This is a genomic window from Arthrobacter horti, assembly GCF_030731045.1.
Classification (GTDB): Bacteria; Actinomycetota; Actinomycetes; order Actinomycetales; family Micrococcaceae; genus Arthrobacter_E; species Arthrobacter_E nanjingensis.
Genome location: NZ_JAVALS010000002.1, coordinates 89,098 through 115,907, shown reverse-complemented (window position 1 = coordinate 115,907; position 26,810 = coordinate 89,098). Strand labels below are relative to the sequence as shown.

At 68.8% G+C, this 26,810-nt stretch carries 27 protein-coding genes; 8 read left to right on the top strand and 19 right to left on the bottom strand.

The annotated features are described in order from the left end of the window. Positions 1–5: 5 nt before the first annotated feature. The 8 genes from Q9R02_RS04360 to Q9R02_RS04325 are packed head-to-tail and all read right to left on the bottom strand — an operon-like array spanning position 6 to position 6,231. Entirely contained in the window at positions 6–797 is a 792-nt protein-coding gene (locus Q9R02_RS04360) for an IclR family transcriptional regulator (RefSeq protein WP_305995440.1), read from the bottom strand. Next, positions 794–1,657, bottom strand: a complete 864-nt coding sequence (locus Q9R02_RS04355) for a spermidine synthase (protein WP_305995439.1) — start codon at positions 1,655–1,657, stop codon at positions 794–796. Before Q9R02_RS04355 ends, Q9R02_RS04360 begins: the two co-directional genes overlap by 4 nt. 17 nt (positions 1,658–1,674) lie before the next feature. Continuing rightward, on the bottom strand, positions 1,675–2,202 hold the full coding sequence (locus tag Q9R02_RS04350; protein ID WP_305995438.1) for a hypothetical protein: 528 nt from the start codon (positions 2,200–2,202) through the stop codon (positions 1,675–1,677). After that, positions 2,199–3,002: a prolipoprotein diacylglyceryl transferase gene (locus Q9R02_RS04345; RefSeq protein ID WP_305995437.1), complete on the bottom strand. Its 804-nt coding sequence runs from the start codon at positions 3,000–3,002 to the stop codon at positions 2,199–2,201. The genes Q9R02_RS04350 and Q9R02_RS04345 overlap by 4 nt, the downstream gene beginning before the upstream one ends. A 3-nt stretch (positions 3,003–3,005) precedes the next feature. Next, positions 3,006–3,332: a hypothetical protein gene (locus tag Q9R02_RS04340; RefSeq protein WP_305995436.1), complete on the bottom strand. Its 327-nt coding sequence runs from the start codon at positions 3,330–3,332 to the stop codon at positions 3,006–3,008. A 5-nt stretch (positions 3,333–3,337) separates the two neighbouring features. Next, positions 3,338–4,987 (bottom strand): radical SAM protein, encoded by a 1,650-nt coding sequence (locus tag Q9R02_RS04335; protein ID WP_305995435.1) that lies wholly within the window; start codon positions 4,985–4,987, stop codon positions 3,338–3,340. Between the two features lie 54 nt (positions 4,988–5,041). Beyond that, positions 5,042–5,545: a GNAT family N-acetyltransferase gene (locus tag Q9R02_RS04330; protein ID WP_305995434.1), complete on the bottom strand. Its 504-nt coding sequence runs from the start codon at positions 5,543–5,545 to the stop codon at positions 5,042–5,044. Further along, positions 5,542–6,231: an O-methyltransferase gene (locus Q9R02_RS04325; protein WP_305995433.1), complete on the bottom strand. Its 690-nt coding sequence runs from the start codon at positions 6,229–6,231 to the stop codon at positions 5,542–5,544. The genes Q9R02_RS04330 and Q9R02_RS04325 overlap by 4 nt, the downstream gene beginning before the upstream one ends. Positions 6,232–6,312: 81 nt before the next feature. Between Q9R02_RS04325 and Q9R02_RS04320 the strand changes: the two genes are divergently transcribed. After that, positions 6,313–6,552 (top strand): helix-turn-helix domain-containing protein, encoded by a 240-nt coding sequence (locus Q9R02_RS04320; RefSeq protein WP_305995432.1) that lies wholly within the window; start codon positions 6,313–6,315, stop codon positions 6,550–6,552. 98 nt (positions 6,553–6,650) lie between these two features. On the opposite strand, the gene Q9R02_RS04315 is transcribed toward Q9R02_RS04320, so the two are convergent. Then, positions 6,651–6,977: a thiamine-binding protein gene (locus tag Q9R02_RS04315; RefSeq protein WP_305995431.1), complete on the bottom strand. Its 327-nt coding sequence runs from the start codon at positions 6,975–6,977 to the stop codon at positions 6,651–6,653. 76 nt (positions 6,978–7,053) lie between these two features. Between Q9R02_RS04315 and Q9R02_RS04310 the strand changes: the two genes are divergently transcribed. Further along, positions 7,054–7,725 (top strand): TetR/AcrR family transcriptional regulator, encoded by a 672-nt coding sequence (locus Q9R02_RS04310; RefSeq protein WP_437124366.1) that lies wholly within the window; start codon positions 7,054–7,056, stop codon positions 7,723–7,725. 351 nt (positions 7,726–8,076) lie between these two features. Here the strand turns inward: Q9R02_RS04310 and Q9R02_RS04305 are convergent, their stop codons facing one another. The 3 genes from Q9R02_RS04305 to Q9R02_RS04295 form a co-directional block, all read right to left on the bottom strand. Further along, positions 8,077–9,669, bottom strand: a complete 1,593-nt coding sequence (locus Q9R02_RS04305; RefSeq protein ID WP_305995429.1) for an MSCRAMM family protein — start codon at positions 9,667–9,669, stop codon at positions 8,077–8,079. Between the two features lie 149 nt (positions 9,670–9,818). Beyond that, positions 9,819–11,231, bottom strand: coding sequence for an MFS transporter (locus Q9R02_RS04300; protein WP_305995428.1), 1,413 nt, complete (start codon positions 11,229–11,231; stop codon positions 9,819–9,821). 196 nt (positions 11,232–11,427) lie between these two features. Then, the gene (locus Q9R02_RS04295; RefSeq protein ID WP_305995427.1) at positions 11,428–12,306 is read right to left on the bottom strand and encodes a glycerophosphodiester phosphodiesterase; all 879 of its coding nucleotides are present in this window, start codon (positions 12,304–12,306) and stop codon (positions 11,428–11,430) included. A 50-nt stretch (positions 12,307–12,356) separates the two neighbouring features. Between Q9R02_RS04295 and Q9R02_RS04290 the strand changes: the two genes are divergently transcribed. Beyond that, positions 12,357–13,667 carry a DUF445 domain-containing protein gene (locus Q9R02_RS04290; RefSeq protein WP_305995426.1) on the top strand — a complete coding sequence of 437 codons (1,311 nt, stop codon included), beginning with the start codon at positions 12,357–12,359 and terminating at the stop codon, positions 13,665–13,667. A gap of 295 nt (positions 13,668–13,962) precedes the next feature. Here Q9R02_RS04290 and Q9R02_RS04285 read toward each other — a convergent pair whose 3' ends face one another. After that, on the bottom strand, positions 13,963–14,670 hold the full coding sequence (locus Q9R02_RS04285) for a hypothetical protein (protein WP_305995425.1): 708 nt from the start codon (positions 14,668–14,670) through the stop codon (positions 13,963–13,965). 47 nt (positions 14,671–14,717) lie between these two features. On the opposite strand from Q9R02_RS04285, the gene Q9R02_RS04280 reads away from it, so the two are divergent. Beyond that, on the top strand, positions 14,718–15,737 hold the full coding sequence (locus Q9R02_RS04280) for a MauE/DoxX family redox-associated membrane protein (protein WP_305995424.1): 1,020 nt from the start codon (positions 14,718–14,720) through the stop codon (positions 15,735–15,737). Between the two features lie 38 nt (positions 15,738–15,775). On the opposite strand, the gene Q9R02_RS04275 is transcribed toward Q9R02_RS04280, so the two are convergent. Both Q9R02_RS04275 and Q9R02_RS04270 read right to left on the bottom strand, forming a co-directional pair. Beyond that, positions 15,776–16,522 (bottom strand): hypothetical protein, encoded by a 747-nt coding sequence (locus Q9R02_RS04275; protein WP_305995423.1) that lies wholly within the window; start codon positions 16,520–16,522, stop codon positions 15,776–15,778. Positions 16,523–16,526: 4 nt separating this feature from the next. Continuing rightward, entirely contained in the window at positions 16,527–17,159 is a 633-nt protein-coding gene (locus Q9R02_RS04270; RefSeq protein ID WP_305995422.1) for an alpha/beta hydrolase, read from the bottom strand. Positions 17,160–17,328: 169 nt separating this feature from the next. Here Q9R02_RS04270 and Q9R02_RS04265 point away from each other — a divergent pair, with 169 nt between their 5' ends. The 3 genes from Q9R02_RS04265 to Q9R02_RS04255 are packed head-to-tail and all read left to right on the top strand — an operon-like array spanning position 17,329 to position 21,118. Further along, entirely contained in the window at positions 17,329–18,108 is a 780-nt protein-coding gene (locus Q9R02_RS04265) for a DeoR/GlpR family DNA-binding transcription regulator (protein ID WP_305995421.1), read from the top strand. Continuing rightward, on the top strand, positions 18,105–19,094 hold the full coding sequence (locus tag Q9R02_RS04260) for a 1-phosphofructokinase family hexose kinase (protein ID WP_305995420.1): 990 nt from the start codon (positions 18,105–18,107) through the stop codon (positions 19,092–19,094). The genes Q9R02_RS04265 and Q9R02_RS04260 overlap by 4 nt, the downstream gene beginning before the upstream one ends. Then, positions 19,091–21,118 (top strand): PTS fructose transporter subunit IIABC, encoded by a 2,028-nt coding sequence (locus tag Q9R02_RS04255; protein WP_305995419.1) that lies wholly within the window; start codon positions 19,091–19,093, stop codon positions 21,116–21,118. Before Q9R02_RS04260 ends, Q9R02_RS04255 begins: the two co-directional genes overlap by 4 nt. 121 nt (positions 21,119–21,239) lie before the next feature. Here Q9R02_RS04255 and Q9R02_RS04250 read toward each other — a convergent pair whose 3' ends face one another. Beyond that, a complete protein-coding gene (locus Q9R02_RS04250) occupies positions 21,240–21,506 on the bottom strand; it encodes a hypothetical protein (protein WP_305995418.1) in 267 nt (88 codons plus the stop codon). A 160-nt stretch (positions 21,507–21,666) separates the two neighbouring features. Continuing rightward, on the bottom strand, positions 21,667–21,975 hold the full coding sequence (locus tag Q9R02_RS04245; RefSeq protein ID WP_305995417.1) for a GNAT family N-acetyltransferase: 309 nt from the start codon (positions 21,973–21,975) through the stop codon (positions 21,667–21,669). Between the two features lie 104 nt (positions 21,976–22,079). On the opposite strand from Q9R02_RS04245, the gene Q9R02_RS04240 reads away from it, so the two are divergent. Then, positions 22,080–24,296: a beta-glucosidase gene (locus tag Q9R02_RS04240; protein ID WP_305995416.1), complete on the top strand. Its 2,217-nt coding sequence runs from the start codon at positions 22,080–22,082 to the stop codon at positions 24,294–24,296. A gap of 54 nt (positions 24,297–24,350) precedes the next feature. On the opposite strand, the gene Q9R02_RS04235 is transcribed toward Q9R02_RS04240, so the two are convergent. Together Q9R02_RS04235 and Q9R02_RS04230 are read right to left on the bottom strand one after the other, a co-directional pair. After that, a complete protein-coding gene (locus Q9R02_RS04235; protein WP_305995415.1) occupies positions 24,351–25,322 on the bottom strand; it encodes an ABC transporter substrate-binding protein in 972 nt (323 codons plus the stop codon). Positions 25,323–25,431: 109 nt separating this feature from the next. Continuing rightward, positions 25,432–26,799, bottom strand: a complete 1,368-nt coding sequence (locus Q9R02_RS04230; RefSeq protein WP_305995414.1) for an FAD-binding oxidoreductase — start codon at positions 26,797–26,799, stop codon at positions 25,432–25,434. Between the last annotated feature and the right edge of the window lie 11 nt (positions 26,800–26,810).

Here is a 26,810-nt window from a genome sequence, read left to right as displayed (position 1 = left end):
TGCATTCACCCCTTGGCGCGGCCGTAGAGCCGCGTGGTCAGTTCGTCCGCGACCTTCTGGATGCGGGCCGCGAGGGCCGGCCATTCCTCGCGCGGGATGCGGTCTTCGATGAACGTCACCGCGATGGCCGCGGTGGGCCAGCCGAGGTGGTCCTTCACGGCGGCGGCCACCGAGCCGAATCCCGGCGTGATCTCCCCGTTCTCCATGGCGAAACCTCGGCTGCGGACGTCGTCCAGGTGGCGGGAGAGCGCCGCGTAGCCGGTGATCCCGCCGGTGGATTCGGTACGGGTGACGAAGGCCGCGGAGTTCGGGTACAGGGCTCTGACCTGAGCTTTCGGCAGCGCGGCGAGGATGGCGCGGCCGCTGGCGGTCAGGTGCGAGGGCAGGCGGACGCCGACGTCGGTCACGAGCGACGGACGGCCCTTGGCCCGCTCCTCCACGATGTAGAGGACGTCGCGTCCGTGGAGGACGGCGAGGTGGGCGCTCTCCCCCAGGACGTCGACCAGGGCCGCGAGCAGGGGGCGGCCCAGGCGGGAGATGGGTTCCTGGCGGCTGTACGCGCTGCTGAGCTCGAAGGCGCCCAGGCCGAGGCCGTAGCGCTTCTCCTCCTTCAGGTGCATGACCAGGCCGTGATCCTCCAGCACCACCAGCAGCTGGTACACGGTGGAGCGCGGGAGGTCCAGGGCGGTGGCGATGGCGCTGGCCGGCTGCGGGCCACGCCGCGAGCTGAGCAGCTTGAGGATCCGCAGGGTGTTGTCCGCCGCGGGGACCTTGGACTTGGGGCCCGGGATGCTCATGACGCCGTCACCGCACTTCCTGGCACGGGTGCCGGGTCATGGCGAGGCTGCGCGCCGCGGATGAACTCGCGGACCTCGTCGTCGTTCAGATAGCGGGCGGGGACCGCCCCGCCCAGGAGGGTCCGCACCATGGCGGCCGAGCCCTCGAAGGGACGGTGGCTGCCGGCGATGATGACATTGCCGTAGCGGCGGCCCTTGAGCATGGGGGCGTCGGCCACGATAGCCACGTGCGGGAAGATGGAGGCGATGCCGGCGGCGTCCTCCCTGGCCTCTCTGAGATCCGGGGCGGAGCCGCAGTTGACCATGTAGATGCCATCCGGCCCCAGGACCCGGGCCGCATGCGCGGCGAACTCCTGCGTGGTCAGGGGCGCCGGGGTGCCGCCCTGGGTGAAGACGTCCCGGATGATGACGTCGCGGCTGGCGGGGCTGAGACTCTCGGTGACCTCGCGGGCCTCCCCCACCCTCAGGCGGAGGAAGGGGGCGCGCGGCAGACCGAACCATTCACGCACGACGGCGGCCAGCGCGGCGTCGAGCTCCACCACCACTTGGCGGGACTCCGGGTGGGTGTGGTGGAAGTAGCGGGCCAGCGAGCAGGCGGCGCCGCCGAGGTGCAGAAGCCGGACCCGCTCGGTGGTGCCGGCCGGCCAGCGGTCCTCCACGAGGGCCGCGATCCAGCGCATGTACTCGAAGCTCAGGTGGCCCGGGTCGTCCAGGTCGATATGTGAGCTCTGCACCCCGTTCAGCCGCAGAAGCCAGCCGTTGGCCAGATCCGGATCCCGCTCCAGCACCGCGGTGCCCTGGTCCACCTGGTAGACGCCTTCCACCGGCTGTGCGGACTGTATGCTGCGACCCTGCTTCATAGGGACAAGGGTAGCTTTCAGAACGTGCCGCTGCCGTGGATCAGCGACGTGCACGGGCCGACGATGACGATCCAGCAGATGCACACCATGATCAGGATCCCGGCGCCGAACCGTCTCCAGCGCGGAGTCAGCATGAGCGCCCCTCCGATCAGAAACGCCACGATCGACGGCAGATTGGTCACCAGAAGGCTGTGACTCACGCCGTTCAGATAGAGCGCGGCGAGGAACGCCAGGAAGATCAGGCCACAACCGACGCCCAAGCCGCCCGGGATGCCGCCGCCCATCGGCTTGGGTCCTGGCTGCGGGTACAGGGGGGTGGGCGGGTGCATGGGCGGGCCCTGCTTATACGGGCCGGGCGGGTAATTCTGGGACGGGCCCGGATACTGCGGAGGGTACTGCGCTGGAGGGTACTGCGGCGGCGTGTACTGCGGCGGCGCGTACTGGGGCGGATACTGCGGCGGCGGTGGAACCTGAGGCTGCTGCGGCACCCCTGGCTGTTCCGGCCGCTCGCCCTGCTCTTCGGGCTGCTCCGGGTACTGACTCATGCGTTCTCCTTCACCAGGTGCGGTTCATGTCGCGCGGAATACCGTCCACGCCGCGCCTCCCAGGCGATCCGTGCGAACAGCAGCGGGATACTGACGGCCAGGAACAGCTGCGGCCGGCTCATGCCCAGCCACGCGACGTCGTTGGCCCTGACGAACTCCACCAGGAAGCGGAAGACGGCGTACGCGCCGAGGTACAGCGTGAACGTGGCGCCCGGCGCCATGGCCCGGTGCCGCAGCCACGTCCACAGGACCACGAACGCCACGGCGTGGAAGACGATCTCGTACACGAAGCTCGGATGCAGCGGCACGCCCGCCGGGGCGTGAAGGCGGGCCGCGGCGGCGGGGCTGAGGACGATCCCCCAGCCCGTCCCGGTGGGGCTGCCGGGGTTCTCGGTGAAGAGACAGCCGAAACGTCCGATCGCCATGCCGAGGGCCAGCGCCGGGGCGAACAGGTCCCCCGTCCGGACCTTGTACCGCATGACCTTCTTTGCCACATGGGCGCCCAGCCAGGCGCCCACCAGACCGCTCAGGATGGAGGCGTTACCGTGGGCCAGCTGCTCCACCAGGCTCAGGTTCCGGCTCGGGTCCAGGTGCTGCGCCCAGGTGCCCAGGCGCATGAACACGGCGCCGCCGGCCAGGGCTCCGAGCACCACGTAGATGATCCTGTCCTCGTCGAAGCCGCGGCGTTTCGCCTCGGAGAAGAACACCGCGAGCGCCGCGAATACGCCCAGGGCCACGAACACCGAATGGGTGTCCAGCGCCGGCCCGAAGCCCAGGAGGTCCTGCAGTGTGGGGAACACGGTTCAGCCCCCGGACCCGGGCAACAGGCGGAGCACCCAGAACACCAGAGCCGCTGCGGCGGCGAGGGCCACCAGGGACAGATAGGCGATGACCAGCCGGGTGTCGCCCAGCTTGCATTTGGAACGCAGCAGACCGCCCCGGCGCGCCCTGGCATAGCCGAGGATGCCGATCACAGCGAAGGCCAGCACCGCCACCGGGCCGAACACCCAGGCGAGCAGCGCCACGGTGGTGAAGACGCAGAGCCGCAGCGGATCGAACGGGGGCGCAGGGTCGCCGACGCTCTGGTCGTACTGGTTGAGCGGCAAACCCTCCCCCTCCCCCGGCGTCATGTCCCTCAGCCCTTCACCGTCAGCGGCAGTTCGCGGCGGCCGGCCTCGCGGCCCGCATCCCGGGTGCCCGTTTTCCGGGTGCCGGTTTCCCGGGCGCCCGTGGCCGTGGAGATCCGTGACTTCGCCAGCGGCGCCCAGGCCTGGACGGCGCAGAACGGGGCGCACTGGTGCCCGCCGCTCTCCTGGTTCACGGTGGCCACGTGGACGCAGCACTGGGTGAGGCGCTCCTCGATCATGGTGTTGATGTCCATGAACGGCTTGATAGTCACGCGCAGGACGCGATCGGCGAGCATGGACCGCATCCGCTGGTGCTGCCCCGGCAGGCGCGAGGCGGCGAGGGTGGCCAGGGTGCCGACGCCCAGATCGCAGTTGACGCAGATGTCCCGCCAGATGTCCGTCATGGAGGGGTGGGACAGGGAGGACTGCTCGCTCAGCAGGTCCAGGAGGGAGTTCTTGACCACGTCCCGGATGGCCTTGTTGAGGTTCGAATCGGCGATGCGGTTGGCCAGCAGATCCGGGTTCAGGTCCAGGAACTCCTTGAGCCGCTCGTGGCCGATGAGCCCCACGAGCGACTTCCAGTCCCCGGTGTCGTCCTTGAGGAAATACCCCACGGAGCAGCAGTGCGGGTGGCTGCACGGCAGAGCGGTGAGGTCCTTCCAGGAGATCTTGCCGCCGGTCTGACCCTCCAGCCGGGACAGGACGCCCGTATGGGTGAGGCGCCGTTCCGGGTCGATCCCTGCGGAGCGCCCGGAGCCGAACACGGGCTGGATGGTGACCCCGCCGATGTACGGCGTGGCCATGGCGCGTTCGATCACCGCGCCGATCTCGCCGTCGTTCACGCCCAGGGCCGCCGTCATGGTGAGGGTGGTGAAGACACCCGCTGCGGAGAGGCGTTCTACGGCGCGCTGCTTGAAGCGCCGGATGTCCGCGCCCCGGTGGAAGGCGGACGCTTCGGCCGACTCGCCGTCGTACTGCAGGTAGACCTCCACCCGCTGGCGGTGCTTGCGCAGGACCTCCACGAACGCGTCGTCCTGGGCGATGCGCAGGCCGTTGGAGTTGATGAGGATGCGGACGATGGGGCGGGCGACGAGGTGCTCCAGGAGCTGCTCCAGCCACGGGTAGAGCGTCGGTTCGCCGCCGCTGAGCATGAGAACGTCGATGCGGCCGTTCTCCCGCGCCAGCCGGGCGTCCACGGAGGCGAGCACCTCGGACAGGGGCGCGACGGCGGATGCCGCCGGCCCGGACTCGGCGAAGCAGGTGGGGCAGCGGAGATTGCAGTGGTCCGTGATGTCCTCCAGCAGGATGCAGGTGTGCTGGGTCTGCATCTCCGGGAGGCCGTCCTCATAGGCGGACGGGACGGGTTTGAAGTTGCCGCGCACATCCGGGGTGTGGACCTTGGTGGGAGCCGTCCACTGCTCCAGGTAGCTCAGGAGTTCGGCGGATTCGTCATAGAGGGTGCTGACCAGGCCGTGGTCCGGACAGCCGCGTTCCAGCCACACCTCGCCGTCCTTGACCGCGAGCCAGCCGGAGAGCCTGTGCACCTCGGAGAGCGGCTGGTCCGGTTTCTCCTCGTGGCACCGCGGGCAGAAGGCGTTGACATAACGATGAATACGGTAATCCCTGAGCGGCATCCCCTGGCCGGCCTTCTGAGTCATGCGGCAAGCCTACGGCCCGGCTCCGACACTGATCAATTAGTCCAGCGTGTGGCTTTAACGCGTCCGCGTCATCCGCAGGGCTCTCATCGGCACCCACTCCCCGCCCAGGTCCTTGGTGGCTCCGGTCTCCACGAAGCCGTGCTTGCGATAGAAGGCCAGCGCTCGTTCATTGCCGATGGCCGCCCAGAGGTCCACCACAGGTTCGTCACGGACAGCGAGACTCAGGAGCCGGGCCCCGAGGCCGGTTCCGTAGGCGCGTGCGAGCACGTACAGGCCGTAGAGCTCGTAAACACCGGGCCTGTCGTCATCCCGGCTGGGCCCGGCGTCGGCGAAACCCACCAGCGCTCCGGCTTCATCGAAAGCCAGCAGCCGCGGGTCCGTCGAGTCCAGGTGGGGCCGCCGCCCCTCGATGCGCTCCGGCAGGCTCGCCCTGCGCCCGGCAAAGAACTCCGGCGGCAGAAGATGCGCGTAACACTCCTCGTGGGCAGCCGTGTGCATCCGGACCAGGACGTCGGCGTCGTCAGGGGTTGCCTGCCGGATCAGGTACTGAAGCGTCACCGGATGACGGCCAGCGCGAAACCGTCCCAGCCTTTGGAACCGACGGTCTGGATCACGGTGGCGTCGAAGCGCGGGTCCGCGCCCAAGAGCTCGAGCGAGTCGCGGATGCCCGGGGCGTTCACCGGGTCCTGCTCCGGGTTCATGGGGGCGCCCTCCCAGACGGTGTTGTCCAGGACCACGACAGTGCCGGGCCGGCCCAGGCGCACGGCCCATTCGAGGTAGTTCGAGTTGTTCTGCTTGTCCGCGTCGATGAACACCAGATCGAAAGGCTCCTCGCCCTCCAGGGTGGGCAGGACGTCCAGCGCGGCACCCTGCCGGATGTCCACGCGGGAGCCGACGCCGGCGTCGTCGAGGTTCTTACGCGCGACGGCGGCGTGCTCGGCCTTGTATTCGATGGTCACCAGACGGCCGTCCTCCGGGAGGGCGCGGGCCATCCAGAGGGCACTGAAGCCGGCGAGGGTGCCGATCTCCAGCACGCGGCGCGCGCCGCCGATCCCCACCAGGAGCTGGAGGAGCTTGCCGGAGTTCGGGGCCACCTCGATGGGCGGCATCCCGGCGTCCTTGGCCGTGGTGATGGCCTGCTCGAGGGCCGGATCGGGGTGGACCACGGTGGAGGAGATCCAGTCCTCCATGGCCGCCCATCCGGGCTGGGAACGGTGCTGGAAAGGGGTGCTGTCCGATGCCATACGGCCAGTCTGGCATCCGCCGGATCGCTTGGACAGGGTCGGTGAGAGGCGACGTTGATATCGGAGTCAACGAGGTGCGAGATGAGCTACACGGGACGAGTGACCAGCCCCGCATCACTGGGGCGGATCATGCAGCAGGCGCGCCTGTTGTCCGGGCTGAGCCAGCGCGAGCTCGCTCAACGGCTCGGAACCACCCAGAAGTACATCTGGGAACTCGAATCGGGCAAGCCGTCCATCATGATGGACAGACTCTTCGCCTTCATGCGGGAGACCGACATGGAACTCACGGCGACGATCTCCACCGAGGCGGACCATGGGTGATCTGACGGTGGAGCTCTACGGCACGCGGATCGCACGGCTCACGGTGAACCTGCTCGCGGGCAGGGCGATCGGGGACTGACCGCGCCGCCGCTCGCGAGTCAGCCCAGCTCCCCCAGCGCCTTCTCCAGGCGCTCGATCTTGCCGTCGATCTCGCCTTCGTGCCCCGGGCGGATGTCGGCCTTCAGGACCAGGGCGACGCGGGAGCCGAACTCGGCGACGGCGAAGGTCGCGCGCTTGACCACGTCCATGACCTCGTCCCACTCCCCCTCGATCTCCGTGAACATGGAGCTGGTGCGGTTGGGCAGGCCGGAATCGCGGACGATCTTGACGGCGGCGGCCACAGCGTCATGCACGGAGGCGTCGTCGGCGGGGGCGGAACCACCCACAGGAGTTCCGGAGGGGGCCACGGAGAAGGCGACGATCATGGCGGGGTCCTTTCAAGAAGTTGCATGACGGTATACCGACATACAGTGAGACGTGCGTCACGAAACCGGCACTTTCATGTACCGATACCTTCAGTTTCGCATGGCTCGATATGCTGGACAGATGGAATACCGTCAGGGTTCACGACCCCTGCGCGCCGACGCGGCCAGGAATGTGGAAAAGATCATCACGGCTGCGCGCGAGTGCTTCCATGAAAAGGGACCGAACGTGCCCCTGCAGCTCATCGCGGAGACCGCCCAGGTTGGCCCTGCCACGCTCTTCCGCAACTTCGCGGACAAGGAGGCGCTGGTCCTGGCGGTCATCTCGCGGCAGCTGCGCCTTCACGTGGACCCCGCGGTGTCGCGGGCTCTTTCGGAGGCCGACGCCGGCGCCGCGCTCATGCACGTGATCGAGTCGATCGTCCAGGTCGCGGCGGAGGAATCCGCCCTGCTGGACGCTCTGGTGGGCCGCCGCGGAGTCCTGACCACCATCAGCGGGAACATCATCGAGGCGCTCGGCGTGCTGCTGGGCCGGGCCCAGCACCAGGGGACGGTGCGCACGGACGTCTCCGAGGAGGATGTCATCCGCATCATCGCCATGCTGATCGGCTCCGTGGACACCATCGAGCACGGCACCAACGCCTGGAAGAGGCCCGTTGCGCTCATGGAGGACGCCCTGCGCCCCGTCGCCGCGGTCCGTCCACTGCCTGCGCAGACGGCCGTTCCCGGCGTCGAGCTCCCCGTCGGCTGACCCTCTGCGCGAGGCCTCCTTGGCGGGATCCCGGCGGTGCCGGCCGCTGGTTGGCAGGCCGCTCCTGGACGGCGGAATCGGGGCCTGATCACGGGGTTCACAGGGGCTTGAGCGGTCTCATTTTTGGTATTCCAAACGTCTCGATCGACTCGATCCAATGCGATGAAGGCGATGCAGGGCCCCAGGCGTTCCAGAGGGATCTGAGAGCCGGCATCGCAGGGAGTGAATCGCCGGAAGTTGCTCGTGGACGACGCTCCACGGCCGGCCTGACGCAGAGGGCCCGGGAACCGACGGTTCCCGGGCCCTCAGCCATCATTGTTTGAGCAAGCCCACAATGAACGTGAAGAGCACTTATGGCTTGAGATCAATACCTGCGGTCGAAGCCCCTGCAACGACCTTCACTTTCGTCGCTGAAGAGAGCGAAGTTCCCCCGTACCACTTGGTTCCGTCCATCTCAGGACCGGGGCCGAAGCGCACCTTGTAGTTGCCCTGCGGCAGCGCGGGAACCCGATAGGTGCCGTCCGGAGCGGTGATGCTCTCCTTGACCAGAGTCCCGTCCAGCGAATAGACGGCCACGCGGATGAAATAGTTGCCGAAGGACGGGTCGGCCTTGCCGGTGATCTGCCCTCCTGCCTGGCTCCTGATGTTCACCGCGGAGGTGGTCTGTCCAAGCTGGACCGCGATCGTCGTCGCACTGGTCACCGAGCGGTCTCCGAAGCAGCTGTCGAGACCGCCGCTGAACGCCGCCAAGAAGCACACCTTGTAGTTTCCGGCGGGGAGCCCCGCCACGGAGTACGTCCCGTCGGGCGCCGGTTCGGCCGAGCCGATCGGCGGACCCGTGAACAGGTTCGTTGCCGATGCCGGAAAGATCTGCACCCGGCCATGAGTGACGTCCACTCCAGCACCGACGGATACTCGGCCCGTAACAACACCTCCTATATGGAAGGCCCCATCGACTCCCGTGAGCTGCTGCTCCAAAGCTAGCGAAATGATCTGCGCATCCTGTTCGCTCTGCGCGCCCGAGTACCACTCACCTACGAAAGGGCCACCCCAGGAGACGAAATGAACTTTGTAGTCGCCGGGCTGCAGACCGCTTACCGTGTACGTTCCGTCGGCCGCAATGGCACCAGCTCCCGCCATGAAGCCGGTGTGAGCGTCGACGACATCCACCTCACGGCTGGTGACACTCTGACCGGCAGGGAAGGAAACGGTCCCGGAGATGCTCGAAGGAAGATAAAACGCTGCATCGATGCCCGTCACGCCTCCGCCGCCAGGCAAGGTCACGACCGTCGCATCGTCGGGGCTAGAGGCGTTTTTGTACCAGATGGTCGATAGCCCGGAACCCCACGGGGCCTGGAACTGCACCTTGTAGTCCCCTGCGGGCAGGCCGGTGATTACGTAGGTGCCGTCGGAACTCGCGACCGCGAATCCCGATCGGCCATCCGAGGACGTGCCATATGGATCATCGGCGGGCTCAGCGAAGATGCTGAACTGCGTGGGATCGAATCCATTCGGAACGCGGATCGCGCCGGAAATGGTCCCGGCTGCTTCAAGCGCGACGTCGATCCCCGTCACAGCCTGTCCATCGGCGAGAACGATCCACGGCGCTGCCGCCTCAGTGAGTGCACCACCGTTCCACATGGTCACTGTTCCCGTGTTGGTGAACATCACCTTGTACTGCCCCGGCCACTTCCCTGAGAAGGTGAAGGAACCGCTGGAGTCGGGCGATGTCTCGGAATCGAGCATGGTGTAGCCCTCGGGCATCTCCATCTCCAGTGACACCTTGGTCTGCGTGACGTCGACACCCTCTGGAACGGTGACATGCCCAGAGATGCTGCCGCCGCCATCGGCATGTGCAGGCACCAGTCCGGCGAAAAGAAGACTGGACAGGAGCACCGCAAAAAGCGCGATCCGCGCGCGGGCTCTGGAAATGGCAGGAGCCATGGTTCCCCCAAAAAATTCAGGAATGTGCGAATGATGAGAGCACTTTACGGCGCGCTCAAATCACCGCTCAAGACGGGCCGGAAACAATCCCGTGGCATGTTTTTAGTGCCCATCGCGGTCCTGCCCGGCACGCGGCCGCTCTCCCGCTTTCAGTGGGAGAAGTTCTCCGAGATCTCGGCGAGGGTGCGGCCCTTCGTCTCCGGCGCGAGCCACTGCGAGAGTATTGCTCCCAGAAGTGCGACGACGGCGGCCACGACCATGCTCGGGCCCATACCGAAGTTGCTGATCGCCCACGGCAGGGCGAAGGTGCCGAGTGCGGCGCCGATGCGGCTGAACGCCGCGGAGAATCCCATGCCGATGCCGCGCAGCTCGCCGGGGAACACCTCGGCGGGATAGACCTGGGTCATGGTGGTGTACCCGGCATTGAAGAAGGAGAAGGCGAGAAACAGGACGAGCACCAGAATTGACGGCGCGTTCGCCCAGACGCCGATGACCAGCAGGATGCCTGCGCAGAGCCACTGCCCGGGCACGGTGAGGATCCGGCGGCCGAGCTTGTCGATCAGCAGCACCGTGGTGGTGACGCCCGCGGCCGCCAACGCGGACAGACCGACGCCACCGGCCCAGCCGCCGCCGAAGCCGAACTGGTTGAGCACGTCGTCGGCGAACGTCGCGATGGCAAAGTACGGCGTGACCGCACAGAACCAGAAGCCCGAGGTGAAGAGGGTGGTGCGCCAGTACTGCCGGGAGAACAGCATTCCGATGGAGGCGCCCTTGATCTTGGTCTTGTTCTTCGCAGCCTCGGCTTCCTGAAGCATCCTCAGATCGATCTCTTCGGTGATGCTGTCCCGCATCTCCGGCGATGCGATGTACCTCCGTGTGATCGCAAGCGCCTCCTCGCGCCGCCCCTTCGTGATGAGCCAGCTCGGCGACTCGGGCAGGCCGAAACGCGCGACGAACAGGACAAGCGCCAGGACCGTGCTGGTGCCGATGACCACGCGCCACGGGGTGCCGGCGTCGTGCATGAGCGTACCGACGATGAACGCCACCATGAAGCCGATATACCAGGCGATGAGGGTCAGCCCGAGCAGCCGCCCGCGCAGCTTCGGCGGGGAGAACTCTGACAGCAACGGCCCGCCGATCGAGTATTCGCCACCGATCGCGACGCCCATGAAGAAGCGGATGACCGCCAGCTGGATCACGGCCCCGTCCCCGGAGGTCACGAAGAACTGAGCCGCGGAGGCGAGCAGGAACAGACCCATGTCCACCAGGAACATCGGTTTGCGGCCAAACTTGTCAGTCGCCCACCCGGCCAGCGGGGAGCCGACGAAGATGCCGAGCAGCGGACCGGCTGCGATCATCCCCAGGGACAGCTCGTCGAGCTTGAGGTCGGACCGCATCAGGCCCGTGACCGGGCCGATGATTCCGAGGATGTACCCGTCAAGGAACATGCCTCCGATGAAGACGGCGACGAGCCGCACCATGAAGCGGCGCTTGAATCTGGCGGTGGTCTCTTGCGATACGGACGTGTCGGAAGGCGTCGGCGCCCCGGTGATCTGGCTCATCAAGCAGTGTTCCCTTCTGGCTTCAGCGCACATCGCTGACGGTGCCAGAGCCGGCCTCAGCCGAACTGTGACATATAACTCATATATCAGCACTCTAAGGGTGAGGCCTGGGCCGATCAAGGGTGTGACATGTCAGTCGCCGGTTTCCGGTGTTCGCACCGGGCCTGAGCAGCCCGGCACGGGACCGCCCGGGAGCTCAGACCCTCGAAGCCAGCCTCGCCAGCACCTCGGCCGGCCGGTTCGTGGTGATCTCCTGCACGCCGAACGCCACGCAGAAGTCCACATCGGCGTCGTCGTCCACCGTCCAGACGCGGAAGCGGCGGCCGTCCGCCAGCCACCGCGCGGCCCGCTCCTCATGGTCCCGCAGATACGCGACGCCCGGGCCGGCGATGCCCGCCACGCCGTCGTCGAGGTATCCCTCCGCCTTCCGCAGCCCGGCGCGCAGGAACGCGGCGATGGCCGGCGCCGCGAGCTCCCCGAAGAACATGTCCGGAGCCACGGCGTCCTCATCCACATCGGCCACGAGCTGGCAGACCGCCTCCGCCAGCACCGTGCGCAGCAGTTCCTCCACGGCGGCCGGGTCGAAGCTCATGAAGGACACGCGAACCCTTCCCAGCAGCCCCGTTGTCGCGTCCCAGCCGCGCCGCTCCAGCAGCTCCAGCGTCTTCTCCTCCAGCCGGAAACCGAACGGCGACGGGTGCTTGAACTCGATCGCCAGACCCATTTCCCGCCCCGCGCCACCCAGGATGTCCAGCAGCTCGTCCAGCGTCAGGAACTGCTCGCTCGCGGCACCGAACTCCGGAGGCACCGTTGCCCCCTTCCACGAGTGGAAGTCCAGTTCCCGCAGCTCCGCCAGGGTCTTCTCCGCCACCGGGCCGGTCCCCGTGGACGTGCGGTCCAGGTCCGTGTCATGCAGCAGCACGACGTGGCCGTCCTGGGTCAGGTGAACATCGCACTCCACGCCGTCCGCGCCGTCGCCCAGCGCCTGCAGGTAGGCGGCCCGCGTGTGCTCGGCGAATCGCGCGCTGGCTCCACGGTGGGCGTAGACGAGGGGACGGCTGGTGCTCAAGCTCATGGCACCCACGCTATCCAGTCTCTGTCAGTCTCAGCGCATAGTGTGGGGGAATGGACGTGAACACTGCGCCAACTCCCGACGTCGCGACCCCCGGCGACGCCCTCAAAGCAGCAGCGCTGGCCCGGATGAAGGGCATCGCCCTGGGCTTGCTGATCCTCCTGGCCGTGGTGTTCGGCGTCTCCTTCGCACTCCAGCACCAGTACCCCTGGCTCGGCTACGTCCGTGCCGCCGCGGAAGGCGGCATGGTGGGCGCCCTGGCCGACTGGTTCGCCGTCACCGCCCTCTTCCGCCACCCCATGGGGCTGAAGATCCCGCACACCGCCATCATCCCGCGGAAGAAGGACCAGATCGGCGCCTCCCTGGGTGACTTCGTGGGCACCAACTTCCTCTCCGAGGACGTCATCCGCGCCAAGCTCGCCGCGACGGATCCAGGCCGGGTGATCGGCCACTGGCTCTCCGGAACCGACGACGCCGGAGCACGCCTCCCAGCGCCCAGCGGCGCCGAGCGCGTGGCCAGGGAAGGCTCGGCCGCCATCCGCGGCCTCTTCACCGTGCTGCGGGACGAGGACGTCCAGGCCGTGGTGGAGTCCCTGGTCCGCAAGCACGTGGTGGACCCGCCGTGGGGCCCGCCCCTGGGCCGGGTCGCGGAACGGGTGTTCGACGAGGGCCATCACCGGCACCTGGTGGACCTGCTGGTGGACCGCGCCGCGGACTGGGTGGGCCGCAATCACGCCACCGTGAACCGGATGGTGAGTGACCGCTCCCCGCTCTGGGTCCCTGGATTCGTGGACTCGCTGGTGGGAGACAAGGTCTACATCGAGCTGGCCAAATTCGTGAAGGGCGTGCAGCAGGATCCGGACCACCAGGTGCGCCAGGCGATCGACACGTATCTGAAGGAGCTGGCCCGGGATCTCCAGTACGACCCCGCCATGATCCAGCGTGCCGAGGGCATCAAGGCGCAGATCCTGGGCGACCCCCAGGTCCGGGACATCGCCTCCCGCACCTGGGAGACGCTCAAGAAGGCCCTGCTGGAGGCGGTGGAGGATCCGCAGAGCGAGCTGTACCGGCGATTCGTGGGCGCCCTCGAAGACCTGGGGCGCCGCCTGGTGGACGATCCCGAGCTGGGCGTCAAGGTCAATACGTGGGTGGCCGACGTGGCTGCCTATGTGGTGAGCAACTACCGCGACCAGATCACCGGCCTCATCACGGACACCGTGGCCCGTTGGGACGCCGAGGAGACCAGCCGGAAAATCGAGCTCCAGGTGGGACGCGATCTGCAGTTCATCCGGATCAACGGCACCGTGGTGGGCTCCCTGGCCGGCCTGCTGCTCTTCACCGTGGCGACGCTGTTCTTCGGCTGAGCCCGGACACCCCGGCGAGTCGCTGCGACCGATAACTCTCCGCACATGTTAAGCGAGCAATCGTTGCCCAGGATCCTCCCAGTGTTCTAGACTGGGCGTAACTTGCGGCGGCTATCGGAGTGTAGACGCTCATCAGGGGGGTTGCACCGGTGTCCTTAGGAAAGACGCCAGTGCACTGATGTGGAGCAACACATCGGCCTTCTGACGGGCTGAAACGTTCCTGATCTCTCGATCAAGTCGCCTTCAAATACGTGCGATTTTCGAGGGGACCCCAGATGAGTTCAGAACTCAGCAATCAGAATGCGTCACGGCGCGCGCTCTTGCGCACCGCGGCATGGACCGTGCCTGCCGTGGCAGTCGTCGCAGGCGCCCCGTTCGCCAGCGCTTCCGTCATCATTCCGCCGCCGCCGGTGATCGACTTCGGCATGGCCTGTGGAAATACGGGCGCCACCGCCAAGGGGTGCAGCAACGGCAAGTCGCTGCAGGTGCCGCTCACCCTGACGAACAACACTGGCACCGACGTGGTCTTCCAGATCACGGCCATGTTTGTCTGCCAGAACAGCTGCCCGTCTGCTCCAACCAGCTCGGGACCTGGCGTAGTCTCCGGCATCACACAGATCTGGAGCACGCCGACCTTCGCGGCACCGCACAACCAGTGCTCGAATCCCACGTTCTCCGCATGCGCCGGTGGCCTGACCAACGGCAGCATCGTGGTCCCGAACGGCACCACCAATAAGGACTTCTGGATCGAGTCGGCACCGAACGGCGCTTCGAGCAACTTCCAGGCAACCATCATGTGGCGCATGCTCGACGCCACCACGTGCGCCGTCCTGAGTTCCGGTGCCGCGCAGACGGCGAGCGCCATCTCCCCGGCCAACTGCTGACAGGCACTCCACGCAGGCCGTAATACGGCCTTCACACCCTTCACGCACCGGCTTTCTGGACCGGCCTCATCGAGGCCGGTCCAGAAGTCGTTGTGCAGGGCCACCACAGGGCGCACCACGGGAGTACGGTGGAGCGATCCGAAGCTTCGACTGAAAAGAGATGATCGTGTTGCTGTCGCTGCCCTTCATCCTGGCCGCGGTGCTCGTGGTCAGCGGCATCGCCAAGCTCCGTCAGCCCGATGACCTCGAAGGGTGGGCCGAACTCGGCGTCCCGGTGGCACTGAGGCGAAGCTGGCTCCTCCGCCTGCACCCCTGGGCCGAGCTGGCACTCACCGCCGGCCTGCTCCTGCTGGGTGGCGCGCTCGGTGCGGTGGTGGCACTCGCCGTCGTGCTTCTCATGGCCGCCTACCTCTGGCTGGTGGTCCGCGCCCTGCACTCCCACGCGGACACCTCCTGCGCCTGCTTCGGCGAGCGGACACCGGTGACCCGTATGACGGTCCTGCGCAACGCCTGGCTCCTGGCAGTCTCCCTCGCGACCCTGGGGAGCATCTGGGCGGTTCCGGCCCTCGGAGGCACGGCACGCGCAGTCCTCGGCGGTGCCCCCGTGTCGCCGCTGGAGGCGGTTCTCAGCGCCGCCGTCGCGGCCGTCACCACCTACCTGGTCGTGCGGCAAGAGCCCCGAACCGCGCCACTCCCCACTGCGGCCCCGCACGCCGGGGACATTGAGCTGAAGTACATCCGCCCGCGCGTGCCGTCCATTTCGATGCAGCTCGGCGACGGCAGCACGGCGAACATCCGCGATCTGGTCCAGTTCTCCCCCATCCTGCTGCTGTCCGTGAACGAGGGCTGCCGGCCCTGCGTACAGACCATCGGACGGGTCCCCGCCTGGCGCGCGCTGCTGCCCGGCGTGGAAGTCCGTTTGCTGACCGCCCTGACCCCGGAGCAGAGCTCCGTCACGGAACGCACCGCACCGCAGTCCCTGCACGATCCCGGACAGCATCTGCGGCGGTCGATCGCGGAGTGGGCCATGCCGACGGCTCTGCTCCTCGGCGCCGACGGGTACATCGTGGGCGAGCCGGTGACCGGCTATGACGAGATCGCCGAGTTCGTGGTGGACATCGCCGAATCACTCACCGGCGAGCGGCCCGGCGATACGCAGGTGCATGGCGTGGTCGAGCCCGCCTAGCCGGACGGGTTGCGGCGGGCGGGTTCAGGGAGCGGGGCTCAGCTGAACGGAGCGACGAGCGGCAGCGCGCTGAACGCTTCCCGCGTGTTGGCGATGACGGCGCGGCCCATCAGCAGATTGCCGCCGCCGCCCATGACCGCGCCGACGCCGAACGGCAGGAGCCGGCTCACGAACGCCCCGCCCTGCTTCTTCAGCAGCGAGCGGAGGAATGCCTTCTGAATCGCTCCCTGCAGGGGCTCGAACCCGGACAGTGCGGTCTTGCGTCGCAGCACGGTCCCCCACACCTGCGCGGCCCCGCGCCCCTTCCCGAACGTCTGCCCGGTGAAGGCGCTCAGCAGCGCAGTGCCCTCCTCCCCCAGCATGATCGCCATGACCATGGTGCGGGCCTTCTCCGGATCCGTGACCCGGATGCCGTGCAGCTCAGCCACACTGGAGGCGAACAGCGCGGTCGCCTCCAGGAACGCCGCCGTCGCAACGCCGGACACTGCCAGTGCGGTCCCCGTGCCGACGCCCGGGATCACCGCTGTGACGCCCGCGCCCGCCCCGGTCGCCGTGACCGTCGCGAGATACTGCCGCTCCAGGCGCACCACCAGCTCTGCCAGGTTCGCGTTCGGATGCTTGCGGCGCAGCCTGCTCAGATGCCCGACGACGAGCGGCCGCTGCACGTCCACGGCCTTCAGCAGGACGCTGTGCACGCCACTGCGGGGCTTGCCGGCGTCGTCGAACATCGCGTTCTGCGCGGCGTCCTGGGCGATCCCCAGCGCCGGATTCTTCCGCTTGGCCATGGGTTCAGCGTACTGAAGGAGTGCCCAGCACGTAGTACCGGAGGAACGCACTGACGTCCACCATCTCCTGCACCGCCATCCAGTGCCCCAGGCCCGGATAGCTGCGCGCCGTCAGGGCGGTGTTCTCCTCCAGCCACTCGGCCGTGAAGCCGGTGGCGTCCTCATTGATCACCAGGTCCCCCTTGTCCCGGCCCCAGAAGAAGGGCGGACGCTCCGTGAAGGACTCCGTGAGGGCCAGGAGATCGTTGTCCAGGACGAAGCCGGACAGCCCCACCGTGGCCCGGAACTGCTCCGGTCTCAGGCGCAGGAGGCTGCTGGCCATGGCCATGCCCTGGGAGAACCCGAGCAAGGAGACGCTGCTGTGCTGCGCCTTGATCCCGTCCAGCCACGCGAGCAGCCGGGTGCAGGACTCCATGACCTCGGCGAGGTCGTTGCTGAGGAAGTAGTCCAGGAGGAACCAGCCGCGGTCACCGCCGATGTCCTTGAAGCCCTGCGGCGCGGCGCAGGTGAACTCCTGCGGCAGGTGCGGGAACAGCTTCTCCATCCGCTCCGGCGTGGACCCGTAGCCGTGGAACAGCAGCAGCAGGGGCGTACCCGCGCGCTCATGCTCGGGCTTGGACCAGAGGACCTTCTCCATGGCATGAGCATAGATCTCCGCCGGGTTCCGAACGCCCACACGCCCGCTTTCGTGGGAACATGCCCGCTTTTCTGCCTTCATCCCTTGACGACCACAGAAAAACAAAGATAAAGTCAAGCAATCAAACATTCGCGTGACGGTGGTCACAGGAACCGGAAGAAGGCCTGACATGTTCGCTGAGGAACGGCACGGCGCGATCGCCGAGCTCCTCACCGCTCAAGGGCGGGTGAGCGTCACCGATCTGGCACAGCGCTTCGCCATCACCCCGGAGACCGTCCGCCGGGACCTGGCCCTCCTGGAGGAGCTCGGCGAGCTCCGCCGCGTCCACGGCGGCGCCGTCTCCGCCGATCGCGGCAGCACCGCGGAGACCAGCGTCCCGGAACGCCTGGCCACCCACTCCGGGGAGAAACACCGCATCGCCACCGCCGCCCTGGCGCTCCTGCCTCGGCGTGAGGCCAGCATCATCCTGGACGCCGGCACCACCACGGAGGTCCTGGCCGGCCTGATCGCCCACCGCGGCGCGGACGCCCCGGAACTCCTGGTCCTCACCAACTCCATCCCCATCGCCACCGCCCTCTCCTCCGCCCCGCGCGTGACCCTGCACTTCCTGGGCGGCCGCGTCCGCGGCGTCACCCAGGCGGCCGTGGGCGCAGGCACCGTCGCCGCCCTGCGGAGCTTCCGCCCGGACATCGCCTTCCTGGGCACCAACGGCATCCACGAAGACTTCGGTTTGAGCACCCCGGACCCGGAGGAGGCCGCCGTCAAGGAGGCCTTCGTCCAAAGCGCACGCCGCACGGTGGTCCTGGCCGACGCCAGCAAGCTCGGCGCGGAGACCCTGGTCCGCTTCGCCGGGCTGGAAGAGGTGGACACCCTGGTCACCGACGGGGAACCCTCCCCGGCGCTGGCCGAGGCTCTGACCGCCGCCGAGGCCGAGGTGGTGCGGGCATGATCGTCACCCTGACCGCCAACCCCAGCCTGGACCGCACCGTGGAACTGCCCGGGGCACTGGCCCGCGGCGAGGTCCAACGCGCCGTCGCGGTCCGCGGCGAAGCAGGCGGCAAGGGGGTCAACGTCTCCCGGGCACTGACCGCCTCCGGGCTGAGCACCGTCGCCGTCCTTCCGGGCGACCCCACGGATCCCGTCATCGTGGCCCTCGCCGCCACCGGCATCCCCCACCGGGCCCTGCCGATCGGCGCCCCGCTGCGCAGCAACATCACCCTCACCGAACCGGACGGGACCACTACCAAGGTCAACGAACCCGGCCCGGAACTGAGCCAGGACCAGGAGGACGCCCTCACCGCCCTCCTCCTGGAAGAGGCCCGCGCGGCCTCCTGGGTGGTGCTGGCCGGCTCCCTGCCCCCGGGCATCCCCGCCGACTACTACGCCCGCCTGACCCGGCGGCTCCGCACCGGACTCGGCGCGGACGCCCCCCTGGTGGCCGTGGACTCCTCCGGGACGCCCCTCCTGGAGGCCATCGACGCCGGGGCGGACGCCGCCCCGGACCTCCTGAAACCCAACGGCGAGGAACTCGCCGAGCTCGCCGCCCTGGCCGGATTCCCGGAGCAGCACAGCGGCGAGGAGCTCGAAGCCGATCCCCTGCTCGCGGCACGGGCCGCGGACGCCGTCGTCAAGCGCGGCGTGGGCGCCGTCCTGGCGACGCTCGGCTCCAACGGTGCGGTGCTGGTCACCGCCGACGGCGCCTGGCACGCCCGCCACGCGCCCATCCAGGCGGTCAGCACGGTCGGCGCGGGAGACTCCTCCCTGGCCGGTTACCTGCTCGTGGCACAGAACGGCGGCACCGCCGTCGAACGCCTCACCCAGGCTGTGGCCCATGGCGCCGCCGCCGCCTCCCTCCCCGGGTCCACCGTCCCCGGGCTCCACCAGACCACCCCCTCCGCCGTGACCGTCACGGCCCTAGCGAAGGACTCATTGTGAGCCAGCTGATCACCCCGGACCTCGTGGTCCTCGACGCGGACCTGGGATCCACCCCGGCCGAGGTCATCCGCGCCCTCTCGGAGAAGGTCGCCGCCGTGGGCCGCGCCGAGACGGAAGGCCTCTTCGCCTCCGCTCTGGCCCGCGAGGAGAAGACCCCCACCGGCATCCCCGGCGGCATCGCCATCCCGCACGCCAAGACCGACGCCGTCACCGAACCGGCCCTGGCCGTCGCCCGCCTGGGCAACCCGGTGGGCTTCGGGGCCAAGGACGGCCCCGCGGACCTCGTGTTCCTCATCGCCGCCCCCGCCGGCGCGGACCAGGAACACCTGAAGCTGCTCTCCAAGCTGGCCCGCTCCCTGATCAAAAAGGACTTCACCGCGGCGCTGCGTTCCGCGGCCACTCCGGAGGAGCTCGTGGCGCTCATCGGCGAGGCCCTCGGCGACGCGCCTGCCGCGAGCACGACGACGGCGACCGACGCGCCGTCGTCATCCGCGCCCTCCGCTGAGGCATCCCGGCGCATCGTGGCCGTCACCGCCTGCCCCACCGGGATCGCGCACACCTACATGTCCGCCGACTCCCTCGTGGCGGCCGGCAAGGAAATGGACGTGGACGTGCAGGTGGAGACGCAGGGCTCCGCAGGCGCCACCCCGCTGCCGGCCGCGACCATCGCCGCAGCGGACGCCGTCATCTTCGCCGTGGACGTGGACGTCCGGGACAAGGACCGCTTCGCCGGGCTCCCCTACATCCAGTCGCCCGTCAAGCGCGGCATCGACGAGCCGAAGGAGATGATCCAGGAGGCCCTGGCGGCCGCCAAGGATCCGAACGCCCGCCGCGTGAAGGCCACCGGCTCCGCCGGCGCGTCCGAGGACACCGCGAGCGAATCGCTCGGCGGCAAGCTCAAGCGAGCCCTTCTGACCGGCGTCTCCTACATGATCCCGTTCGTAGCCGGTGGCGGTCTGCTGATCGCGCTGGGCTTCCTGCTCGGTGGCTTCGACATCACCAAGTACGCGGACACCATCGTGGTGAAGAACAACCTGTTCAGCCTGCCGACCGAATTCGGCGCGCAGGCCTGGGGCCCGCTCGGCGCCTACCTGGGTGCGGTCCTGTTCAAGATCGGCGCCCTGTCCATGGGCTTCCTGGTCCCCGCGCTGGCCGGCTACATCTCCTACGCGCTGGCCGACCGGCCGGGCATCGCCCCCGGCTTCGTAGCCGGTGCCGTGGCGGGCTTCATGGGTGCCGGCTTCCTCGGCGGCATCGTGGGCGGTCTGCTGGCCGGCGTCGTCGCCTCCTGGCTCTCCGGCCTGGCCGCTCCACGCTGGCTCCGTGGCCTCATGCCGGTGGCCATCATCCCGCTGGTCGCCTCGATCGTGGCCTCCGGCCTCATGTTCTTGGTCCTCGGCGGCCCGATCCGCGCCATCACGGAAGGCCTGAACGGCTGGCTGTCCGGCATGACCGGCACCGCAGCGATCGTCCTGGGCATCGTCCTCGGCCTCATGATGTGCTTCGACCTGGGCGGCCCGGTCAACAAGGTGGCCTACTCCTTCGCCGTCGCCGGCCTGAGTGCCGCCTCCGCGGACAACCACGCACCGTACCTGATCATGGCCGCCGTCATGGGCGCCGGCATGGTCCCGCCGCTGGCGATGGCCCTGGCCACCGTGCTCCGTCCGAAGCTGTTCAACGCCACCGAGCATGAGAACGGCAAGGCCGCCTGGCTGCTGGGCGCCTCCTTCATCTCCGAGGGCGCCATCCCGTTCGCCGCGGCCGACCCGCTGCGTGTCATCCCCGCCTCCATGCTGGGCGGCGCCGTGACCGGTGCCCTGTCCATGGCCTTCGCGGCCGGTTCCAAGGCCCCGCACGGCGGCGTGTTCGTCTTCTTCGCCTTCGACAACTTCCTGCTCTGGCTCCTGGCGATCGCGGTGGGCACCGCCATCACCGCCTTCACCGTGGTGGGCCTGAAGGGCGCCGCGGCACGCAAGGCCGCCACCAAGGAGAAGGAACTGCAGCCGGAGACCGCCGCGGCCTGAGGCGCGGACCCTGCTTCACGAAAAATCCCCGGCCTTCCGGACAAAACCTGCCGCTTCAGCGGCGGGGAAAGTCCAGAGGGCCGGGGATTTTCGCGTTCAGGCGTCCCAGAGCAAGCGCCGATCAGTGCGAGTGCGGCATCTGCGGGCGACTGGTCCTGTGAACGGCGTTCACCGCGGCGGCCTGCGCCGAACGGCCCGGATTGTCCGCGTGCTCCCGGGGGTGTTTGTGCTTGCCGTTCCCGTCCGGCCACGGACCCTGCCCACTGGATCCGTTCGTGGGCGTCCCCGCGTCCGCGGCCGGAGCGGCGGAGTTCCCGTTCATCGAGGCCGCCAGCCGGGCCGCGGTATCCGCGTCCAGCGCCGCGGGGGTGGATTCGTGTTCTGCCATGGTCACGCCTCCTGAGAGTTCAGTGCGGTGAGTTCGGTCCAGTGAGGTCCGCGCAGTGAGTTCCGCGCAGGAACAGGCCGCGGGGGCCGTTTCAGCAGTGTCCGCCCGGGAGCGGAGGAAATCAAGAGGCCCGCGCGGGGAAGCTCAGGAACACGCGCGATCAGGGCCAGTCGATGAACTGGTCGTTCGCGTGGTGCTTGGTCAGGTAGGCGGACATGAACTCGCAGTTGGGGATGACCCGCAGGCCGGCCGCCACCACGTCGTCGATGGCGAAGTGTGCCAGCACTCCGGCCAGCCCCTGCCCTTCGAACTCGCGGCCCACCTCCACGTGGTGGAAATCGACCTGCCCCGGCAACGGATGGTACTGGGCGAACCCTGCCAGCCGCCCGTCCACCAGGACCTCGTACTGATGCAGTTCGGAGTTGTTCCGGGTGGTCACTTCGGCGTGAAAGCTGTCGTCCTGGCTCATGCTTCCAGCGTCCCACCGGACGACGACGGCGGCAATCCCCGGGCCGTGCGTTCCTCACCTCACCGCGGGGCCGTAGGCTGGAGGGACACGAGCGGGGGGACAGTATGAAGATCTCATGGACGGGAACCGTCCTGCCCGCCTCCGTGGCCGCAGTGCTGCTGATCCTGCTGGTGGGCCTCTTCCTCCTCCTCGGAATTCCCGCCGACCGGCCGGCGCATGAAGCCGGCCCCTGCCCCTGGATGGACACGTCAAGAACCCCTGATGAACGGGCCGGGCTGCTGGTGTCCGCCATGAGCCTGGAGGAGAAGCTCGGCGAGCTGTACGGCCGCGGCATGGGACCCGATGCACACGACGCCGCGAACGCCATCCCGGGTATCCCCGGCCTGTGCCTGCCTGAACTCGTCCTCGCGGACGCCGGGGCCGGCGTCGGTGACGGCATCCAGGGAGCCACGGCCTTCCCCGTCGGCATCGCACAAGCGGCCACCTGGGACCCGGAGCTCCAGCAGCGCGTCGGGGCGGCGATCGGCACGGAAGCCTGGCTCAGAGGCATCAACATCCAGCTGGCCCCGGCGGTCAACATCGTCCGGAACCCCCTCGAAGGGCGCGGCTTCGAATACCCCGGCGAAGATCCGTACCTGGCCGGTCAGACAGCCGCCGCGATCGTCCGGGGCATCCAGAGCCGGCACGTGGTGGCCACCGTCAAGCATCTCGCGGTCAACGACCAGGAGACGGACCGGATGACGAACTCCTCCGACGTGGACGAGCGGACGCTCCAGGAGATCCACCTTCCGGCATTCGAAGCCGCGGTGAAGGCCGGGGCGGGGGCGGTCATGTGCGGATACAACAGGGTCAACGGCGTGTTCGCGTGCCAGAACAAGGACCTCATCACCGGCTACCTGAAAGACCGGCTCGGATTCACCGGATGGGCCATGTCCGACTGGGATTCCACCTTCTCCACCGTGACGGCCGCGGACGCCGGACTGGACCAGGAGATGGCCCTGAAAACCGGACAGCGGTTCGGAGCGGAGCTCAAGGCGGCGGTCCTCAGCGGGCAGGTGCCTGAGAGCCGGGTGAACGACATGGTGAACCGGCTGATGAGGTCCCTCTTCAGCGTCGGCGCCTTCGACCACCCTGCGGCGGAGCCCGCACCCCTGACCCCGCCCGCCACCCCTCCGGAGCACCGTGCCTTGGCCGCGCAGGCCGCGGCGGCCGGAACGGTCCTCCTGAAGAACACGGACGGGGTTCTGCCCCTGAGCCCGAAGATCAGGAGCATCGCGGTCATCGGGCAGCCCGCGGGCGAGGCCGGCGCTCAGCACGCTTATCACGGCGGAGGCAGCAGCAGGGTTCCGATGCGGGGCGACAACCCCCTGGTGATCTCCCCGTTCCAGGGCCTCAAGGAGCGCGCCGCCCGGGACGGCATCACCGTCACGTACACCGACGGTGCCGAGCTCCCGCAGGCCGCAGCCGCCGCGCGAGCCGCCGACATCGCCGTCGTCGTCGCGGCAGGCTCCTCGAACGAGGGCGTGGACCGCCCCAGCCTCGCCCTGGACAACGCCTCCTGCGCCCTCTTCGGCCCGTGCAGCCCCGCCCGCACCAGCCCGGACCGCGTGATCGCGGCCGCCGCCGCGGCCAATCCCCACACCGTGGTGGTGCTGCAGAGCGGAGGGCCGGTCAGCATGCCCTGGCTCGACGACGTCCAGGGTGTCCTGGAGAACTGGTTCCCCGGGCAGGAGGACGGCAACGCCCTGGCCGCGGTCCTGTTCGGGGACGTGGACCCCGGCGGCAGACTCCCCGTGACGTTCCCCCGTTCCCTCGCCGAGTCCCCGATCACGTCAGAAGCCCAATGGCCGGGCGTCCAGGTCCCCGGCGATCCGGTGGGGACCCACTCCGAGTACACGGAAGGCCTGCTGGTGGGCTACCGCTGGTACGACGCGAAAGGGGTCAAGCCCCTGTTCCCCTTCGGATTCGGGCTCTCCTACACCCGTTTCGCCTACTCCGGCCTGACGGTCGAGGCCACGCCGGACGGGGCGCGCGTCGGCATGACCGTGAGCAACGTCGGATCGCGCAAAGGCACCGAGGTGGCGCAGCTCTACGTGGGCGCCCCCGCCGAGACGGCCGAACCTCCCCGGCAGCTCAAGGGATTCAGGAAGGTGGAGCTGGAGCCCGGCGCCTCCACTCATCTGGTGATCGATCTGGAGGCGCGCGCCTTCCAGCAATGGAGCGAGCTGCAGCACCACTGGGTCACCGGGTCCGGAACGTACACGATCCAGGCCGGCGGCTCCAGCACCTCTCTCCCCCTCTCCGCCACACTCCGCAAATGACGACGGCGGGGCCTCCCAGCGCGAGCGAAGCGAAGCGCCGGGAGCCGCCGGGGACTACTTGGTGACCGGGTTCAGCTCCGAGGCGGGCAGCGCGCCGTCGCCGACGCCCCAGGAATCCAGGACCTTCTTGTAGCTGCCGTCCTTCATGAGGGCGGTGACGGTCTTCTGCACCAGGCTCGCCAGCGCGGTGTCCTGCTTGGCCACGGTGATGCCCTGCGGGGCCGAATCGAACACGAGGCCGACCTTCTCCAGCTGGCCCTGGGTCTGCTGGAGGGCGTAGCCGATCACCGGCGAATCGGCGGCCATGGCGTCGATGGAGCCGTTGGCCAGGCGGGTGGTGACGTCCGTCTGCGCTTTGAGGGAGACGATGTCGATGGGCTTCTTGCCGGCCGCGACGCACTTGTCATTGCGGGCCTTGAGGTCGTCCGTCTCCTGGACGGTGCCGGTCTGCACGCCCACGGACTTGCCGCAGACGTCGTCCACGCTGAAGCCGGTGGGGTTGCCCTTCTTCACGGCCCAGGAGGTGCCGGCGGTGAAGTAGCTGACCATGTTCACCGCGTCCAGGCGCTTGGCGTTGATGGTGAAGGAGGAGACGCCCAGATCGTACTTGGGGCCGAGCGCCGGGATGATCGACGGGAAATCCGCCGTGGCGATCTCCACCTTGAGGCCCAGCTTGGCGCCGATGGCGCGGGCCAGGTCCGTGTCGTAGCCGATCTGCGTCTGCCCGTCCTCGGCCAGGAACTCGCCCGGCGCGTACTGCGGGTTGGTGCCGATCACCAGCTTGCCCTTGGCCTTGAGGGCGTCCGGGACCTGGGCGGCCAGGGCATCGTCCTTGGTCACCGTGGTGGGATCGAACGACGGCGCGGCGCTGCCTCCCGCGGACGGCTTGGGCGCGGTGCCGGTCTCCGAGGCGTTGGTGCAGGCGGTCAGGGTCAGGGCGGCGGCGAGCAGCACGGTGCTCGCCAGGGAAGTCTTGGTCAGGGCGGTCTTCTTCAGTGCAGGATTCTTCAGTGCGGGATTCTTCATGGGGTCCTCATCGAAAGGGTGCGGGTGATGTCGTCCCACACTCACCCGGCGGAGCACCCGGCTGCAAAATATGACGCTCCGCTCCCCCGCGAGCAGGGGAGGGCTGCGCTCAGATCGCCTTGCCGGGGTTGAAGACACCCTGTGGGTCGAAGACCTCCTTGATGCCCCGGGCCAGCTCGCGGACCCGCTCCTGCTGTTCCCAGCCGAGCCAACGGAGCTTGAACGTCCCCACGCCGTGCTCGCCCGTGATGGTGCCGCCCATCGCGAGGGCCACCCGCACCGACTCGTCCAGGGCCTTCTCCAGCTCCTCCATCGCCTCCGCCTCCCGGCCCGGCTCCGGCTCGGCCCAGAACGTCGGATGCAGATTCCCGTCCCCGGCGTGCGCCACGAGCTTCATGCCAACGCGGTACTCGCGGGCGATCCGCCCCAGTTCCGCCGCGTAGTCCACCAGCAGCGACCGCGGCACCGCCACGTCCTCCCCCACGCGCAGCCGGTCCTCCCGGCCCGAACCGCGGTTGTTGCGGCGGATCCGCACGAAGCGCTCCGCGTCCTGATCGCCGTCGTCGGCCAGCTCACCGCCCGCGGCGGCCAGGACGGAACGCACGACGGCGGCTTCCGCCTCCGCGCCGAAACCGTCCGTCTGGATCAGCAGCAGGGCGCCGCCGCGGCCGGCGAAGTCGGTGCCGTTCAGGCGGTCGGCATCCTGGATGGAGGCACGATCCATGAGTTCCATGATGGCCGGCTGCACGCGGGCGCGGCCCACGGCCAGCACGGCGGCCGCCGCCGACGGCAGGTCCGGGAAGAACGCGGCGACGGTACGGATCGCGACGGGCAGGTGCCGCAGGCGGAGCGTGGCACCCACCACGATGCCGAGGGTCCCTTCGGAGCCGACCAGGAGTGCCACGAGGTCGTACCCGGCCACGCCCTTGAAGGTGGCATGGCCCAGGCGGACCAGCTCGCCGTCGGCCAGAACCACGTCCAGCGCCAGGACGGAATCCCTGGTCACACCGTATTTGGCGCAGCGCAGGCCGCCCGCGTTCGTCCCGATGTTCCCGCCGAGGGTGGCGATGGTGAAGCTCGCCGGGTCCGGCGCGTACATGAGGCCGTGCGGCGCGGCGGCCGCGTTCAGGTCCGCGTTGACCACGCCCGGCTCGACGACGGCCACCTCGTCGTCCACGCGCACGTCCAGGATGCGGTTCATGCGTTCCAGGCTGAGGACAACGCCGTTCGCCACCGCGTGCGCTCCGCCGGAGAGCCCCGATCCGGCGCCCCGGGGGACGATGCGGACACCGGCCGCCGAGCACTCCCGGACCGTCGTCTGGACGTCCTGGACGGATTCGGCGAAGACCACGGCGAGCGCCGGGGCCTCCGGCCGGTCCGGGGCGCGGTCCCGGCTGTACTCATGGATCAGGGACGGTTCCGTGGAGACCTTGCCGGGCCCGAGCTCGGCGTGGAGCGTGGCGACGATGGGGTGCATGACGCCAGCTT

What these genes read in the sequence shown, in the direction of transcription:
- Q9R02_RS04360 (WP_305995440.1), bottom strand. Translation starts at nt 797, where the DNA reads ATGAGCATCCCGGGCCCCAAGTCCAAGGTCCCCGCGGCGGACAACACC.
- Q9R02_RS04355 (WP_305995439.1), bottom strand. Translation starts at nt 1,657, where the DNA reads ATGAAGCAGGGTCGCAGCATACAGTCCGCACAGCCGGTGGAAGGCGTC.
- Q9R02_RS04350 (WP_305995438.1), bottom strand. Translation starts at nt 2,202, where the DNA reads ATGAGTCAGTACCCGGAGCAGCCCGAAGAGCAGGGCGAGCGGCCGGAA.
- Q9R02_RS04340 (WP_305995436.1), bottom strand. Translation starts at nt 3,332, where the DNA reads ATGACGCCGGGGGAGGGGGAGGGTTTGCCGCTCAACCAGTACGACCAG.
- Q9R02_RS04335 (WP_305995435.1), bottom strand. Translation starts at nt 4,987, where the DNA reads ATGACTCAGAAGGCCGGCCAGGGGATGCCGCTCAGGGATTACCGTATT.
- Q9R02_RS04325 (WP_305995433.1), bottom strand. Translation starts at nt 6,231, where the DNA reads ATGGCATCGGACAGCACCCCTTTCCAGCACCGTTCCCAGCCCGGATGG.
- Q9R02_RS04320 (WP_305995432.1), top strand. Translation starts at nt 6,313, where the DNA reads ATGAGCTACACGGGACGAGTGACCAGCCCCGCATCACTGGGGCGGATC.
- Q9R02_RS04315 (WP_305995431.1), bottom strand. Translation starts at nt 6,977, where the DNA reads ATGATCGTCGCCTTCTCCGTGGCCCCCTCCGGAACTCCTGTGGGTGGT.
- Q9R02_RS04310 (WP_437124366.1), top strand. Translation starts at nt 7,054, where the DNA reads ATGTACCGATACCTTCAGTTTCGCATGGCTCGATATGCTGGACAGATG.
- Q9R02_RS04305 (WP_305995429.1), bottom strand. Translation starts at nt 9,669, where the DNA reads ATGGCTCCTGCCATTTCCAGAGCCCGCGCGCGGATCGCGCTTTTTGCG.
- Q9R02_RS04300 (WP_305995428.1), bottom strand. Translation starts at nt 11,231, where the DNA reads ATGAGCCAGATCACCGGGGCGCCGACGCCTTCCGACACGTCCGTATCG.
- Q9R02_RS04295 (WP_305995427.1), bottom strand. Translation starts at nt 12,306, where the DNA reads ATGAGCTTGAGCACCAGCCGTCCCCTCGTCTACGCCCACCGTGGAGCC.
- Q9R02_RS04290 (WP_305995426.1), top strand. Translation starts at nt 12,357, where the DNA reads ATGGACGTGAACACTGCGCCAACTCCCGACGTCGCGACCCCCGGCGAC.
- Q9R02_RS04275 (WP_305995423.1), bottom strand. Translation starts at nt 16,522, where the DNA reads ATGGCCAAGCGGAAGAATCCGGCGCTGGGGATCGCCCAGGACGCCGCG.
- Q9R02_RS04270 (WP_305995422.1), bottom strand. Translation starts at nt 17,159, where the DNA reads ATGGAGAAGGTCCTCTGGTCCAAGCCCGAGCATGAGCGCGCGGGTACG.
- Q9R02_RS04265 (WP_305995421.1), top strand. Translation starts at nt 17,329, where the DNA reads ATGTTCGCTGAGGAACGGCACGGCGCGATCGCCGAGCTCCTCACCGCT.
- Q9R02_RS04260 (WP_305995420.1), top strand. Translation starts at nt 18,105, where the DNA reads ATGATCGTCACCCTGACCGCCAACCCCAGCCTGGACCGCACCGTGGAA.
- Q9R02_RS04250 (WP_305995418.1), bottom strand. Translation starts at nt 21,506, where the DNA reads ATGGCAGAACACGAATCCACCCCCGCGGCGCTGGACGCGGATACCGCG.
- Q9R02_RS04245 (WP_305995417.1), bottom strand. Translation starts at nt 21,975, where the DNA reads ATGAGCCAGGACGACAGCTTTCACGCCGAAGTGACCACCCGGAACAAC.
- Q9R02_RS04240 (WP_305995416.1), top strand. Translation starts at nt 22,080, where the DNA reads ATGAAGATCTCATGGACGGGAACCGTCCTGCCCGCCTCCGTGGCCGCA.
- Q9R02_RS04235 (WP_305995415.1), bottom strand. Translation starts at nt 25,322, where the DNA reads ATGAAGAATCCCGCACTGAAGAATCCTGCACTGAAGAAGACCGCCCTG.
- Q9R02_RS04230 (WP_305995414.1), bottom strand. Translation starts at nt 26,799, where the DNA reads ATGCACCCCATCGTCGCCACGCTCCACGCCGAGCTCGGGCCCGGCAAG.